The organism is Polynucleobacter sp. es-EL-1, from assembly GCF_018687975.1.
Classification (GTDB): domain Bacteria; phylum Pseudomonadota; class Gammaproteobacteria; order Burkholderiales; family Burkholderiaceae; genus Polynucleobacter.
The window spans coordinates 1,594,937-1,611,141 of the sequence record NZ_CP061310.1; the positions used below are offsets into that span (position 1 = coordinate 1,594,937).

Sequence of the window (16,205 nt, forward strand, 5' to 3'; positions counted from 1 at the left end):
CTGTGAATAAATCGATATCCAATAAATGGGGGCTATTAAGAGGATTTCAAGGGCTAAAAATGCAAAAAAGGCAGAAATCTGCCCTTTTGATGCCGCTTTTTGACTAAAAACCCTTCTAAAACCTAAAAATCCATCGTTTTGGCCACTCTAATGCGTTATTTCGGGGCACTCACCGTTACCAAAGCAGGTCGCAAGATGCGATCAGCAATCGAATAACCCCTTTGCAGTACTGAAACGATGGTATTGGCCTCTTGATCTGACGGGACAGAGGCAATAGCCTGATGATGGTTCGGATCAAACTTATCACCAATAGCTGGGTTAATTTCCGTCATCTTGCCTTTTTCAAATGCAGATAAAAGCTGCTTCAGGGTAATTTCAAGTCCCTCTTTAAATGCTTTTGCATCTACAGCTTCTGCATTTAATGCAGCATACAAACTATCCGTTACTGGAACTAGGTGCTCCGCAAAATTCTCAATAGCAAACTTATGGGCTTTTGAAACATCTTCTGCGGCGCGGCGGCGAATATTCTCACCCTCAGCCTTGGCCCTCAGAAAGTTGTCCTGCATTTCTGTAAGCTTCTGATTAAGCTCAGCAATCTCTTGCTCAGGGGTTTTTACTTCAGCGGCAGCCTGCTCAGCGCTCACATCCGCTGAAGTCTCTACGGAATTTTCCTGTTCGGGCGTGGGGTTTTGATTTTCTTGGGTCATGGATACAAATTCACTTTTCTATAAGAATGGCTCGTTCTCATCAATATGGGGATTAATTAGAATGATTTCAAGTAGTACTCAGTTTAAGCAATTTTTGATTTAGCCAGTTCAGCACGGCGATCGCGCTGCGCTAACTCCTCTTCCGACTCTTGACCCAAAGACCAGCCAGACAAGTGCGCTTGGGCAATTTCATAGAGAGCATCCATCCACTTTGGGTTGCTATTTAAACAAGGAATATAGCGGTAATCTTTTCCGCCATGCTCTAAGAAGATCTCACGTGCCTCCATGGCAATTTCTTCCAAAGTCTCCAAGCAATCTGCGGGAAAGCCTGGGCAAAAAATATCCACTCGCTGACAACCTTCTTTGCCCAGCTGTTCAATGGTAGGAGCTGTATAGGGCTTGAGCCACTCCGCCTTACCAAAACGCGACTGAAAAGTTACCAAATACTGCCCGGGCTCCAAACCTAAGGACTCACCCAGCAGACGACCTGTTTTTAGGCACTCACAATGATAAGGGTCACCCTTCATGAGATTGCGCTTAGGCAAGCCATGAAATGACATCACCAAACGATCGCCCTTCGCAAAATCGGGGCGCCCATCTTTATCCCACGCACTAAGTACCTGGTCGCGTAAAGCGGAGATATAAGCAGGGTTATCGTGATAGTGCTTTACTAAACGCAGTTCCGGTTGGTTGCGCCAAGTACCCAGCACCCGAAACACTTCATCAAAACTCGATGCGCTAGTCGTTGCAGAATATTGTGGGTACAAGGGCAACAACAAGAGACGCTCCATACCTTGCTTCTGGAGAGCCTCAAGGGCTTGCTGAGTGGAGGGTTCACCATAACGCATGGCTAAATCGACCAACACCACTTCGCCGTGATTAGCAAATTTCTCGCCCAACTCTTTTGCTTGAAGGCGTGAGTAATGCATCAATGGCGAGCCTAACTTTGGCAACCAGATTGAGGCATATTTTTTCGCCGATGCACCGCTGCGGATCGGCAAAATAATGCCATTCAGGATGAACCACCAAATCACGCGCGGAATTTCTACCACGCGTGGATCGGATAAAAATTCTTTGAGATAAGCTCTCACTGCTTTTGCGGTTGGTGCCGAAGGCGTTCCAAGATTCAGTAATAAAACTGCCGTCTTTGAAGGGCGTAAATGGGGATTTTGGTTCAATGGGAATCCGTCTCAAAAGAAATAAAAAAATATTGCTATCTAAGAGCTCAACGCACCAGACAACAATTTAGAAGTAATGTCGACAATTGGAATAACGCGATCGTATGCCATCCGGGTTGGTCCAATTACACCCAAAGTGCCTACAATCTGGCCATCAACACTATAGGGCGCACTGATGACTGCTAAGTCTTCATAGGGCAACAAGTCACTTTCGCCACCAATAAAAATCTGGATACCATCGGCATGACTTGAAACATCGAGCAACTGCATTAGCACTGATTTTTGTTCAAGCATGTCAAACATCTTACGAAGCTTATCCAAATTGGTGCTGAGATCGCCCACATTGAGTAAGCGCCTCTCACCGGACAGGAGCATATCCCCTTGGCCCATACCGTAATCACTTACGCCACTATGTAAAGCCAAGGCCATTAATCCAGAGATATCACTACGTAGATTATCCAAATCCGATACTAGGTGCGCACGAACCTGCGCAAAACTTTTACCAGCAAATTGGCTGTTGATGTAATTGCCCGCCTCAATTAACTGACTTGGGGTGTAATCTTGGGTAGTTGGCAGAATACGGTTCTGCACATCCCCTTCTGGGGTGACCATAATCAGCAAAATCTTGCCCTCACCAAGGCGCAAAAACTCAATATGCTTAAATACCTGCGCCCGCTTAGGAGTCATCACTACCCCGGCAAAGTGAGTCAGATTAGACAAAATTTGCGCCGCAGAGTTCAGGACCCTCTGAGGTGAATCTGGCAAAAGTCCTTTTTCTACCTCACGGGCAGCGATTTCTTCTAAAGGGCGTACCGTCACCATCGTATCGACAAACAGGCGATAGCCTCTAGGGGTGGGGATGCGACCAGCTGAGGTATGGGGGCTGGTTACCAAGCCCATATCCTCTAAGTCAGCCATCACATTGCGGATAGTGGCTGCCGATAGATCCAAACCTGAGAATCGGGAGAGGGTACGCGAGCCAATAGGCTGGCCCTCCTCGATATAGCGCTCGATGAGTGTTTTAAGTAAGGCGCGAGAACGATCATCCATAGTGGAAGGGATTTTATGCGTATGGTTTAATCGTTATATGTTAAGCCCATCCCAAAATTCCATCAAAAAGGCATTTAGCCGGGTTGCCCTCGTCGGTAAATACCAGGCAGATGGAATGCAAGAACGCCTAAATGATCTTGCCTCCTTCCTTTCCAAGCAGGGTTGTGAGGTATTTCTGGAGTCAGCCACTGCAGTCAACCTCGGTCTCACCAGCTTTCCAAGCAAAAAAGTAGAAGAATTTGCAGGCACCATTGATCTGGCGGTTGTTTTAGGGGGTGATGGCACCATGCTCGGTATTGGTCGTCAGTTAGCTGGTAGTAATGTCCCTTTGGTAGGAATCAATATGGGGCGTTTGGGTTATATGACTGATATTCCCATTCAAAACGTGGAAACTGTTCTGCCTCAAATTATTGCAGGCGAATACGAAGCTGATACCCGCACCCTTCTAGATGCCGTTGTGCTGCGAGGCAGTCAAGAAATCAACCGTGCTTTAGCGCTAAACGATGTGGTAGTGAACCGCTCTGGAATTTCTGGCATGGTTGAACTTGCAGTGCGTGTGAATGGCTCTTTTATGTATAACCAACGCTCGGATGGATTGATCGTCTCAACTCCGACTGGTTCGACTGCATATGCACTGTCAGCTGGCGGACCAATTCTGCACCCACGGGTTGCGGGAATTTTATTGGCACCGATCGCGCCACACTCCTTATCTAATCGCCCGATTGTTTTACCGCAAGACATTGTGGTGAGCATTGAAGTGGTCGATGGCAGAGAAGTTATTGTCAATTTTGATATGCAATCTCAAACTGATTTACAAAGTGGTGACAAGATTGAAGTTCGTCAGTCCACCAAAACTATCACCCTGCTCCACCCTCGCAGTCATAGTGACTACAAGACTTTGCGAGAAAAGTTACATTGGAATGAGTATCCATCGACATTCTGATGTCGAATTTTTTGGTACGCTAAGGCATGCTGCAAACCCTCTCGCTCCGTGACTTTGTCATCGTTGATCAACTAGAGCTTGATTTTTCCTCCGGCTTTACAGTGCTCACCGGTGAAACGGGTGCAGGCAAATCGATTCTTCTAGATGCTCTCGGCCTGGTATTAGGAGAACGCGCTGACGGCAGTCAAATTCGTGAAGGCAGCAATCGCGCTGAAATCAGCGCTCTGTTTCGCATTTCAGCAGACCAAGTAGAGCACTTTAATAGCTGGTTAGATGAGCAAGGCTTTCCTAGTGAGGACAGCGGTCAGAGCTTACTCCTCAAAAGAACAATTGAGAGCAACGGCCGAAGTCGCGCATTTATTAACGGTAGCGTTGCAACCGTCAGCCAGCTGCGTGAAGCTGGCGATCAACTAGTCGACATTCATGGGCAACATGCACATCAACTACTTCTGAAAAGCGGAGCGCAGAGAGAATTACTTGACCGCCATGCCAATCATATAGACTTGGTTAATGATGTCTCCCAGTCATTTAAAAAATTAAATGACTCTCGTCGACTATTAGCGCAAGCTGAAAATGCCGGCCAAGATGTTGAGCGTGAACGAGAGCGCTTAGAGTGGCAACTGGAAGAGCTCACTGAACTTGCTCCGCAAGAGGGTGAATGGGCCAGCATTCAAAGTGAACATGCACGTCTTGCTAATGGCGCAAAGATTATCAGTGGCTGCCAAGAAACAATTGATGTCTTAAGTGATGCAGATAATTCTGTTGAATCAATCCTTTCTAAAACATGTACCAACATGGGCACACTCGCAGAACATGATTCTGCACTCAGTGATATCAGTCAGGCACTGGAGTCTGCTCAGATTCAGATTGATGAGGCAGTCCATAGCCTCAATCGCTACCTACAAAAACTGGATTTAGATCCTGCACGCTTGAGCGAGCTTGAAGAGCGGATGCAAGCACTTCATAGCGCCGCAAGAAAATATCGCACTGAGGCGGATGATCTTCCCAAGTTATTGAATGAAACTACAGATCGCCTAGACGCTCTAACAGCTTCTCAGAATATTGATGCCCTGCGTGACAAAGTAAAAGCAGAAGAAACTGCTTACCTCAAGCTTGCAAAGCAGCTCACACAAAAGCGCAACAAGGCAGCCTTAGATTTAGGAAAGCAAGTGACCAGCGCTATGCAGGATTTATCCATGGCAGGCGGTCAGTTGGAGATTGCATTAAGCCCCTTATCTGAGGGTGGCGCTCATGGTCTAGAACAGGTGGAATTCTTAGTGGCAGGTCATGCCGGTAGTACGCCTCGCCCCTTAGCGAAAGTTGCTTCCGGCGGAGAACTCGCCCGTATTAGCTTGGCAATTAGCGTGATCACGAGCCAAGCATCCTTTACTCCTACACTGATATTTGATGAAGTGGATGCTGGCATTGGTGGTGCTGTAGCCGAGACGGTTGGCAAGCTGTTACGACAACTTGGACAGTCACATCAAATTCTATGTGTGACCCACTTGCCACAAGTGGCTGCTCAAGGCAATCACCACTTAAAAGTAAGCAAATCACAATCTGGAGATAAAACCTTGTCTCAAGTTACCCCACTGGGCAGATCTGAGCGAGTTGAAGAGGTAGCTCGCATGTTAGGTGGCGCAACCATTACTGATACTACTCGTCGCCATGCACGAGAGCTACTTGAGCAAAACTAAACGCATTTAGATTGCTTCTGGGACATTCGAAGGAGCATGAAAGATTTCTTGCCAGAGCTTCAGAACAGATTGTCTTGCCTCTAAGAGCTGTATTTCAGCATCTAAATTTACTCGGGTCTTTTCTGCGCCATCAAGGCGTAAGCGATGTTGTCTAGCCCTTAATAAACGATAGGCATCGCCAACTTGAAGTGCAGACTGTGCACTAATTAAGCCAAGCTCTTGGGCAATGCGAAGTAAGGCGATGTTACCTAAATTACCAATCAGTTGTGGATGCTCGTGGGAATAAGCTAATACCAAAAACTGGACGATGAATTCAATATCCACCATACCACCAGCATCATGCTTTAAATCAAAGCTTGCACTGGGATTGGGATGCCCAGCATGAACCTTGCGGCGCATTTCTAAAATCTCTGAACGAAGCTGATCAATGTCTCGCTTTTGACTCAATACTTCGCAGCGCACCGCGTCAAAAAACACACCAACCACCTGATTGCCTGATGAGAATCTAGCGCGAGTCAGCGCCTGATGCTCCCAAACCCAGGCAGCATTATCACCTTCACGCATTTGATACTTTTTAAAAGCATCTGCATTAGTAACCAAGAATCCTGCTGAGCCGTTGGGGCGTAACCGGGTATCGATTTCAAATAAACTTCCCGCCGAGGTATAAGCAGTGAGCCAATTAATCATTCTTTTGGCTAGCAAGGCATAGACTTCCTGAGCTGCGTAATCCGCCTCCTCAGCCTGATACAAAAATACCAAATCTAAGTCAGAGGCATAACCCAACTCCTTACCGCCAAGTTTTCCATAGGAAATCACAGCAAACGGCGGAGCTACTGATTCTGATACGTCAAACTTTTTGGCAACACTGGGCCAAACCCGCTCAAAGGTGGTTTGTAGCATTAAATCGGCTAGCGCCGATAAATGATCGCTGACCTTTTCTACAGTTAAAGCCTGATCTACGCCAATGCCTAAATCAGCTAATAAGGTAATGAAAGTTTCCGTGTGATGGGTAATGCGCAAAATATCCATCGCTTGCTCAGAGCCATCGCCATCACGCATCACATCATCTAGGCGCATATCTAGCGTCTTCTTGACCTCATGCCAATATTGTTCAGGATCCTCAATTAATGCTTTCTCAGTTCGCGAGTTCAGCAAGTAATCAAGTAAATGGGGGTGTCTTGTTAAATACTCTGCGCCCCATTGAGAGTCCCTCAATAAGGCCAACACATTAACTAGCGCTTGAGGGTATTCAGACAAAATAGATAAGTAGGCACTGCGACGGGCAATCGCTTCAAGGAGATCAAAAAAGCGTAATAAAGTCGTATCTACATTAGATGAAGTGAGGCAATCTGCCTGCAAAATATCTGCAGCTTTACAGATTAAATTGTTAAAAATTAAGCGACTCTTATCGGGCAACTGCTTTTGCTTTGGGCTACTTTCCCATGCTGACCAACGCTCTGCAGACTCTGGAAAAATCTTAGAATCAGGCTCCCAACCAGCAGGTAAGGAGGCATTATCTAACCTAGCACTATCATCTAGCGAAAAAGCCTTACCGAATAATTGTGCAACTGCCGTCTGATGTCTTTCGAGCTCACTAATAAATGCACTTTGCTCAGGTGCATACTCAAGATTGCCCATGCTCATACCTAAACGGGTTCGCGCTGCATCATCTTCAGGCAAGTAATGCGTTTGCTGATCTTCCCAAATCTGAATGCGATGCTCTAAGCGACGCAAGAAAACATAAGCATTTTGTAAAGACTCAATATCTTGGGCAGGCAAAATACCTTGCTGCTTAATTAGCTCCAACACCTCCAATGTTGGGCGAATCCGAAAGCGCGGATCCGTACCACCTCGCATTAACTGAAACATCTGTGCCAAGAATTCAATCTCTCGAATACCGCCACGGCCTAACTTGATGTCTTTGGAGCGACCATGATGATTAGATGAACGCTTTTCTGCTTCATGTTGAATTTGTGCGTGTAGCTCACGAATAGAGGCAATAACGCCGTAGTCCAAATGACGCCGATAGACAAATGGTCGAATCAGTTGGTCCAGTTCTTTTTCACAATGCTTATAGGCGGGAGAACTGGGTAAAGGTGCAATTAATCTTCCTTTTATCCAAGCGTAACGCTCCCACTCCCTACCCTGTACTAAGAGATACTCTTCAAGCATGTCTAAACTGCAAACTAGCGGTCCCGAGTCGCCATTTGGGCGCAAGCGCATATCTACCCGAAATACAAAACCATTCGCATCGTGCTCGGCTAATAAGCGGATTAGACGCTTACCCATACGCGTAAACCACTCGTGATAGGACAAGCTTTTAGGCGCCCCTTTGGTCTCGCCCTCATGCTCATACAAGAAAATGAGGTCAATATCGGAGGAAAGGTTCAGCTCTAGTCCGCCTAGCTTACCCATGCCCACTACCATCAGGGGCATCTCCTGATCGGTGACCGCGCTCCATGGCAAGCCAAAGCGCTGCTGCAAATCCTCTCGAATATAGGAGATGGATAAAGCAAGCGCCTCTTGAGCAAAATGGCTCAAAGCATGGGTTACTTCTTGGAGGCTAGCCATACCATTGAGGTCGCGGAAGGCAACCCACAGCATCAAACGCTGCCTGGCTAGCCGTAGATCTGCCATAAATTGAGCCTCATCCTGACCTTTGGCAAGAATAGCAGCCTGACATGGGCTCAGAAGCTCCAAAATCCCATCAATATCGATATTTTGAGCGCCCTTTTGCTTGAGCCAATCCTCCCAATCTGGGCGAGCATTCAGCCAGCGCTGCGCATAAGTCGAGTGCTGCTTTAAAAAATCAATTTGGCCAGAAAAGTCTCTCATGACATCATCTTAATCCGACTCAGAAGTAAAACCGAGGAAGCTTGGCGATGCCCATGAGGCTGACGGATAATAGAGCACATGCTTCGAAATATCATCCGCAACCGCTTACCGAGTACACCGCAAAAACGTCTACCTGGTTTTGGCAGTCGCTGGCGCAAACGCGCCTTGATTCTGGCAGGTGTCGCTGTAGCCTTCTTTATCCTGGGTCATCTCGGGGTTCGCTTTGTTTTATGGCCACAAATTGAAAAATCAAAGCCTACCTTAGAGAGCTTAATGAGCGCGCGCCTAGGTGCTAAGGTCAGCATGGATGATGTCCAAGTTTCATGGACTGGTATTCGGCCAAGCTTCGAAGTGAAGGGGCTTCGCTTTAACTACTCCGAGTCATCGCAAAATCCACCCCCCTTGTTGATCGAAAATATTCAAGGGGAATTAAGCTGGCTCTCCTTCTATCATCTAGCACCCTATTTTCATGAAATTACTTTTGATAATGTTCAGCTATCTGTGCAGCGGGATGCCACGGGTGAAATTACAGTCGCGGGCATACCCATCCACGGCAAACCAAATGATTTCTCTGCTGAAAATTGGCTACTGTCTCAAAATGAAATTCAAATCAATAACGCCACTATATTTTGGCTAGATCAAAAGGGTCGCAAATTAAAAACGGCAATTGATGTTCAGCGATTTCGCCTTAGCAATGGCATTCGCCAACATCAAAGTGCATTAGTAGCCACCACGCCTTGGAGCTCGAATCCCATCAATATTGAGGCAAGCTTTACTCATCAATTAGCGGGCCAGGTAGGAGATTGGCGAGATTGGGCTGGCAGCTTCACTTGGAATATTGATGAATTAAACCTTAGCCAGCTTACCCAAGATATCGCACTTCCCTTGCAAGATCTCGCCGGGACATTAAATACCAAAGGAAGCCTGAAATTAGATGCTGGAAAAATTGATCAAAGCGAACTTTATCTTGCAGCCGACCAACTCAAAGTACAACTAAATAAAGATGAGGATGCGCTGATATTTGGAAAACTGGAGACTAACCTCATTCAGGAAAATGATCGTGGGATTAACTCCATTACTACCAAGACGCTGGCATGGCGCAATAGCGCTATGCCAAGTGATGCACCACTAGACAATCTTAGCCCAATCACCTTTCGCTGGAGGCCGCCTGCGGCTGGAGGCGAAATCAAAGAATTTGGATTCTCATCCCCCAACATTATGGTCAAAGATGTTGGTTTATTTGCCCTTAACCTTCCCTTGCCCAAAAAAATTCATCGCTGGATTAAAGCCGCTAATGCTAATGGTGAATTACGCAATGTAGAGGTAAGCTGGTCCGAAAATCAATCCGCATTATCCTCCCTACCTATTCCAGGTGATTGGCTGACATCTAATAAATTGAACTTTACCGTTCAAGCAAAATTATTCGATATTAGCTTTACAGGAATCAATCAATCCATTCCCTCAGTCTCCAATCTCTCTGGCAATCTATCGGGCGATCAAAAACAAGGTAGCTTCACACTCAACTCCAAAAATCTGGGCTTTGAGCTTAATGACTTTTTATCATCACCCAATATTGAGCTTGAAAGCGCAAAAGGTGATCTCAGTTGGAGCAAAGAAAAAGGAGGATGGTTAATTAATGCCAAAAATATGGCATTAAGCAATTCCGAGATTGATACGAGCTTTAATCTGAGCTATCTCATTGGTGGGCCCAAGCAAGCGGATCAAATGAGCCTGGATATGGAGTTTGCAAGAGCGAAACTCAATACCGCGTATCGATATCTACCGGTATCCATGGACAAAGACAGTCGTCAATATCTCAGCAAGGCATTTGAGTCTGGTGATATTCAAAATGGCTCATTGCACATTAAAGGCAATCCTGACGACATTCCTTTTTCAGCGGGAAAAGTTGGGGAACTTAGCCTGAATTTACCTTTTACCCAGGCAAGCTTTAAGCCAGCGCCTTTGCTGCCCTCTAAGCAGGGTGTCTGGTCTACATTTAATAACGTCAATGGCAGCATTAATATGAAGCAAGCGACTTTGAATGTGGATATTGATCAAGCGAGATATAAGAATGTCGCGCTCTCTGACGTGAAGTCACAAATTCCCAATCTCAGCGCAAAAAATCTAATCCTCAACATTCATGGTCTTGTATCTGGCGAAGGTTCTGAAATGATGGAATACATCGCAGCATCTCCTGCCGGCGTACAAAACCCCAATTTAGTTAAAAAACTTTCCGTCAATGGCACATTAAATCTTGACCTTGGACTAAATATTCCACTCTCAGGGAATGCGGAAACTAAAGTTGATGCCAAACTTGACTTTCCTGGAAATACCGTGAAATGGGCTGATATTCCACCATTTGAGAACCTCAAAGGAAAAGTGCGCATCACTGAAACGAATCCCGAATTTGAAGATATCACTGCCAATTTTCTAGGTGGTGCCTTTAATATTTCATCTACAAGCTCGACTTCGGAGAATCGCAGCTTCAAAGTCGGCGGAGACATTAGCGCGAACTTTATTAAATCCTATATTGGTAAAAATCTTCGCTCACAAGTCAATCCAGCCTTAATCAATGCTATGAGCGGATCGGCCAACTACACCGGTCTGATCAACTTTAATCAAGATGGCAGTCAAACCAACCTCAAAATAGATTTACGTAATTGGGCTAGCTCAGCTCCCGCCCCCGCACAAAAAACATTGGGCACTCCGATGACTGGGCAATTCAGTTTTAAGACCTACTCTGCTAAAAAAAGCAATTCCGTTTTTGCGGATTGGTCAGCCAACCTTGGTGAGCAATACTTTATTCAAGGTAACGTTGGGGCAAATAATCTGGTTCGAAACGCTTTTGGAATTGGAGCGCCCGCCCCCATACCAGAGCAAGGGTACGCAGTTCACTTGGTCAATAATGAAATTAATTTAGATACCTGGTTAGATTTTTTAGGCACTGGAAAGCCCAATAAGAAAATGGCCAAAGAGGCAGAGATAACGCCATCCGATAGAAACATGCAAATTTCTGCCCAAATTAAAAAATTAATTGCACTTGATCGCGAGTGGAATGATTTCAATTTCAGCTCTACTGAAAAAAACAATATCTGGCAGCTCCGTTTAAATGCTCCGCAGCTTTCCGGTCAAATACAGTGGCACCCATCGAGCCTGGAGCATCCTAGCGGTTTTATCAGCGGCAAACTGGTGCGCCTCAAAATTCCAGATCAACGTGCTGGAGTTGACAGGGTCTCGAAAGACAATATTGCGGGCAAAAGTACACAAGCAGAAAATTTGGGAGCACAAAGAGGTTTGCTGAGCCCAAATCAAATTCCTAGTCTAAATGTATCTATTGATGATATGAGCTGGACTAAGGCGAATTTAGGGTCAGTCAAGATTAAATCAAAAACCACGCAAGATTTACTGAAGGTTGATTCAATTCAAATCAATAATGCACAAGGTGATTCACTCATTACCGGCCATTGGTCTGGAAAAAAAGTGGGAAGTCCAGAGCAAAGCAAGATGAATATCGACATGAGCATCAAGGATGCTGGAAAAATTGTGGCTCGCTGGGGCAATCCCAAGTCCCTAGAAGGGGGATCAGGAAAGGTCACTGCAAACCTTACTTGGTCAAGTCCACTCTTTTCTCCCGACTTTGATACTCTGTCCGGAACTGCTAAATTAGATCTAGCGCAGGGCCGGTTATTAGAGGTAAATAGCGATGGAGCAAAGCTTCTGGACGTTCTTAGTCTTCAGAGTCTTTTTCGATTTGCCACCTTAGATCTAAAAGGCAGCCTTGGAAACCTAGCCTCACAGGGAACGGCCTTCACCTCTATCTCTAGTGAATTTGAAGTTTCTCAAGGCATTGCCCAAGCTAAACAGTTTTCGATGATTTTGGATCAGGCGCGTGTTGCCATGAGCGGCCAAATTAATATTCCCCAAGAGACGCAAGATCTTCGCATCACCATCTTCCCTACGATTGATGCCACAGGAGGATCTTTAGCTGCCTTTCTTATTAATCCAATAGTGGGGTTGGGGGCGGTAGTAGGTCAATATCTCATTACCAATCAAATTAATCGTACGATGCAATCTGACTATTTAGTACAAGGTTCCTGGAATAACCCCGAAGTAATTCCGCTCGATCAAAAGGGGCAACCACTAGATGCCAATACGATGAGTAACATTCGCACCAAAAATTTATTAAAAGAGCAAAGCAAACCAAATCTGCCCAATGCACAACCAAGCAATTCCAATGGCACTCTTACGCCCAATAAACCTTCAAATTAATCATGAGTACTAATAACAGGACCTCGGAGTTGCAGGTTGCTTCGATACAAATGGTATCGACCCCTAGTTTGATGGAGAACCTTGATACTGCCTCACGCTTGGTGCAGGCGGCTTCTCAGCAAGGCGCTCAGCTTGTGGTTCTACCAGAGTATTTTTGTTTAATGGGGCTAAAAGATACTGATAAGGTTAGCGCCCGAGAGCCAGCAGGGGCTGGACCAATTCAAGAGAAATTGGCAGGGATTGCGCAAGAAAACCAGATTTATTTAATTGCTGGCACCATTCCTCTTGTAGCTCAGGAATCTCATCAAGTTTTAAACACTAGCCTTGCGTTCAATCCTGCAGGCCAGTCTATTGCACGCTACGACAAAATCCACTTGTTCGGATTTCAGACGGATACTGAACGCTATGCAGAATCAGAAACGATTGAAGCCGGCAATCAGCTGGGTAGATTACGCATTACCGTTGATGGCACTGAGTGGAATTTTGGTTTAACTATTTGTTACGATCTGCGCTTTCCTGAGCTTTACAGAGCACTAGGTGAAGTCGACTGCCACATTATTCCGGCAGCCTTTACTTATACAACCGGCAAAGACCATTGGGAAGTTCTATTGCGTGCCCGCGCGATTGAAAACCAATGCTATGTACTATCTTCTGCGCAAGGCGGCAAGCATCTCAACCAACGACGTACTTGGGGAAATAGCATGTTGATTGATCCCTGGGGTGTGATTTTGGCTAATCTCCCAGAGGGCGAAGGGTTCATCAGCGGCACTTTAAGCAAAGATAAATTAAAAGAGGTACGCTCTAAGCTACCCGCATTAAAACACCGCAAGCTTTAATACAGAAAGTGCACCTCGATCACAATGAAAGCACCAGAAGCATTATTTCCAAGCAATTGGACTAAGTCCAAGAAACAAGCAGACCTACTGAAGCTCGCTAAATCCATCCTGCTTGAGCCAACTGGATTATCTGAACAAGATTTGCATCGTACGTTTGGCAATATGTTTACTCATCAATTGGATGATGCCGATCTGTATTTTCAACACACACGCAGCGAAAGTTGGAGTCTTGAAGAAGGTATTGTGAAGTCTGGAAGCTTCAATATTGACCAAGGTGTTGGTGTCCGCGCAATCTATGGCGACAAAACAGCATTTGCCTATTCAGATGAAATCAATGCAGAAGCGCTCAACAAAGCAGCGCAATCAACTCGAGTGATTGGCCCACGTGGTGGCAAGCAGGCAATTGCCAGCAAAGTTTTTCACCCAAGATCAAAACAACTGTACTCAGACTTAAACCCGCTTGATTCCCTGGCTCCACAGGAAAAAATTGCCCTTCTAGAAAGTATTGAGCGTCGCGCAAAGGCACGTGATCCGCGCATCATTCAAGTCATGGCGAGCTTGGCAGGAGAATTCGATGTTGTTTTGGTAGTGAGAGCTGACGGCCTATTGGCTGCAGATATACGCCCCCTAGTTCGCGTATCCGTGCATGTAATTGCCGAGCAAAATGGTCGCAGAGAGTCTGGCTCCTCAGGCGGTGGTGCGCGCCATGATTATCACTACTTCAGCACAGATGTCATTAATCAATATGTAGATGATGCCGTTGATGGTGCGCTCATCAACCTAGAATCGCGCCCGGCACCAGCTGGGCCTATGACCGTAGTGATGGGGCCAGGATGGCCAGGCGTTTTATTGCATGAGGCCGTAGGTCATGGGTTGGAGGGCGACTTTAACCGCAAAGGCTCCTCTGCATTTGCTGGCTGCATTGGTCAGCGTGTTGCAGCTAAAGGAGTCACTGTTGTTGATGACGGCACCCTTTCTGGTCGCCGAGGATCTTTGAATATTGATGACGAAGGAACTCCAACGCAATGCACTACCCTGATTGAAGACGGCATTCTCAAAGGCTATATTCAGGATAGTCTGAATGCCCGACTCATGAATATGCCCTTAACCGGGAACGGTCGTCGCGAGAGCTTTGCTTCATTACCCATGCCGCGGATGACTAACACCTACATGCTGGCTGGAAAAGATGATCCACAAGAAATCGTGGCCAGCATTAAGCGGGGTCTTTATGCCGTCAACTTTGGGGGTGGCCAGGTCGACATAACTAGCGGTAAATTTGTCTTTTCAGCCTCAGAGGCTTACTGGGTCGAAAACGGCAAAATCCAGTACCCCGTGAAGGGCGCTACGATTATCGGCAGCGGTCCAGAATCCCTAAAACAGGTTTCTATGATCGGAAATGACCTCAAATTAGACGGTGGGGTTGGGGTTTGTGGCAAGGAGGGGCAAAGCGTTCCGGTCGGCGTTGGACAGCCAACTCTTCGGATTGATAGCCTAACTGTCGGCGGAACCGCTTAATACGGCTTAAAATAGCCGTATGAGCCAACAAAACACTAATTCCGCTAACTGGTATGCCGCCGTTGATAAAACGTCGGATACAGATGATCAACGCATTCACAATATTACTGTTCTGCCACCCCCAGAACATTTAATCCGCTTCTTTCCAATTTCTGGAACCCCAACAGAGGCCTTAATCAGCAAAACGCGTAAGAAAATTCGCGACATTATTCATGGCAAAGATGATCGTCTTTTGGTCATTATTGGACCATGCTCGATTCATGATCCCCGTGCCGCAGTTGAATACTGCCAGCGATTACTTGCTGAACGTGAGCGCTTCTCAGGCGAACTTGAAATCGTCATGCGTGTGTATTTTGAAAAGCCTCGTACGACCGTTGGTTGGAAAGGATTGATTAATGACCCTTACTTAGATGAGAGCTATCGCATTGAAGAAGGCTTACGCATTGCACGTCAAGTCTTAATGGAAATTAATCGCCTAGGCATGCCTGCTGGTAGTGAGTTCCTGGATGTCATTTCTCCGCAATACATTGCGGACCTGATTTCTTGGGGTGCTATTGGTGCGCGCACAACTGAGAGTCAAGTTCATCGCGAGCTTGCCTCCGGGTTGTCTGCACCGATTGGTTTTAAAAATGGCACTGATGGCAATATCAAAATTGCAACGGATGCAATTCAAGCAGCTAGCCGACCACATCATTTCTTATCCGTTCACAAAAATGGTCAAGTCTCCATTGTTGAGACTAAAGGCAACAAAGACTGTCATGTGATTTTGCGTGGTGGTAAAGAGCCGAACTATGAAGCCCAATATGTACAAGCAGCATGCTCTGAGCTCGATGCGGCAAAGCTTCCAGCCAGCCTGATGGTGGACCTATCGCATGCTAATTCCAGCAAGAAACATGAGCGTCAAATTGTGGTTGCTGAAAATGTTGCTGAGCAAATTGAATCTGGCTCACGTCAAATTTTTGGTGTGATGATCGAAAGCCACCTCAATGATGGTGCGCAAAAATTCTCACCAGGAAAAGATGATCCAACAAAATTAGAATACGGAAAAAGTATTACTGATGCTTGCATCAACTGGGAAGACTCAGTCAATGTATTGCAACGTCTAGCACTGGCCGTTAAGAACCGTAGAAAATCCAAGAAATAACTACAGCGAAACTACTGCAGTTTTATTGTTA

General features: G+C 46.0%; 10 protein-coding genes. 6 read left to right on the forward strand and 4 right to left on the reverse strand.

Going from position 1 to position 16,205, the window contains the following annotated elements:
• Nucleotides 1-155: 155 nt before the first annotated feature.
• The 3 genes from grpE to hrcA form a co-directional block, all read right to left on the reverse strand.
• On the reverse strand, nucleotides 156-707 hold the full coding sequence (gene grpE, locus FD974_RS08185; protein ID WP_215364165.1) for a nucleotide exchange factor GrpE: 552 nt from the start codon (nucleotides 705-707) through the stop codon (nucleotides 156-158).
• Between the two features lie 83 nt (nucleotides 708-790).
• Nucleotides 791-1,885, reverse strand: a complete 1,095-nt coding sequence (gene hemH / locus FD974_RS08190; RefSeq protein WP_215364167.1) for a ferrochelatase — start codon at nucleotides 1,883-1,885, stop codon at nucleotides 791-793.
• Between the two features lie 39 nt (nucleotides 1,886-1,924).
• A complete protein-coding gene (gene hrcA, locus FD974_RS08195) occupies nucleotides 1,925-2,935 on the reverse strand; it encodes a heat-inducible transcriptional repressor HrcA (RefSeq protein ID WP_215364169.1) in 1,011 nt (336 codons plus the stop codon).
• 37 nt (nucleotides 2,936-2,972) lie between these two features.
• On the opposite strand from hrcA, the gene FD974_RS08200 reads away from it, so the two are divergent.
• Entirely contained in the window at nucleotides 2,973-3,878 is a 906-nt protein-coding gene (locus FD974_RS08200) for an NAD kinase (RefSeq protein WP_215364171.1), read from the forward strand.
• 26 nt (nucleotides 3,879-3,904) lie between these two features.
• The gene (gene recN / locus FD974_RS08205) at nucleotides 3,905-5,575 is read left to right on the forward strand and encodes a DNA repair protein RecN (protein ID WP_215364173.1); all 1,671 of its coding nucleotides are present in this window, start codon (nucleotides 3,905-3,907) and stop codon (nucleotides 5,573-5,575) included.
• Nucleotides 5,576-5,581: 6 nt separating this feature from the next.
• Here the strand turns inward: recN and glnE are convergent, their stop codons facing one another.
• Nucleotides 5,582-8,410 carry a bifunctional [glutamate--ammonia ligase]-adenylyl-L-tyrosine phosphorylase/[glutamate--ammonia-ligase] adenylyltransferase gene (glnE, locus tag FD974_RS08210; protein ID WP_215364175.1) on the reverse strand — a complete coding sequence of 943 codons (2,829 nt, stop codon included), beginning with the start codon at nucleotides 8,408-8,410 and terminating at the stop codon, nucleotides 5,582-5,584.
• 78 nt (nucleotides 8,411-8,488) lie between these two features.
• Between glnE and FD974_RS08215 the strand changes: the two genes are divergently transcribed.
• Genes FD974_RS08215 through FD974_RS08230 form a run of 4 tightly spaced genes read left to right on the forward strand, consistent with a single transcriptional unit; the run spans nucleotide 8,489 to nucleotide 16,174 of the window.
• On the forward strand, nucleotides 8,489-12,679 hold the full coding sequence (locus FD974_RS08215; protein WP_215364177.1) for a YhdP family protein: 4,191 nt from the start codon (nucleotides 8,489-8,491) through the stop codon (nucleotides 12,677-12,679).
• A 2-nt stretch (nucleotides 12,680-12,681) separates the two neighbouring features.
• Complete coding sequence (locus FD974_RS08220; protein ID WP_215364179.1) at nucleotides 12,682-13,515, forward strand: carbon-nitrogen hydrolase family protein; 834 nt, start codon at nucleotides 12,682-12,684, stop codon at nucleotides 13,513-13,515.
• A gap of 24 nt (nucleotides 13,516-13,539) precedes the next feature.
• On the forward strand, nucleotides 13,540-15,030 hold the full coding sequence (gene tldD / locus FD974_RS08225; protein ID WP_251374575.1) for a metalloprotease TldD: 1,491 nt from the start codon (nucleotides 13,540-13,542) through the stop codon (nucleotides 15,028-15,030).
• A gap of 19 nt (nucleotides 15,031-15,049) precedes the next feature.
• Nucleotides 15,050-16,174, forward strand: a complete 1,125-nt coding sequence (locus FD974_RS08230; protein ID WP_215364180.1) for a 3-deoxy-7-phosphoheptulonate synthase — start codon at nucleotides 15,050-15,052, stop codon at nucleotides 16,172-16,174.
• Nucleotides 16,175-16,205: the final 31 nt, after the last annotated feature.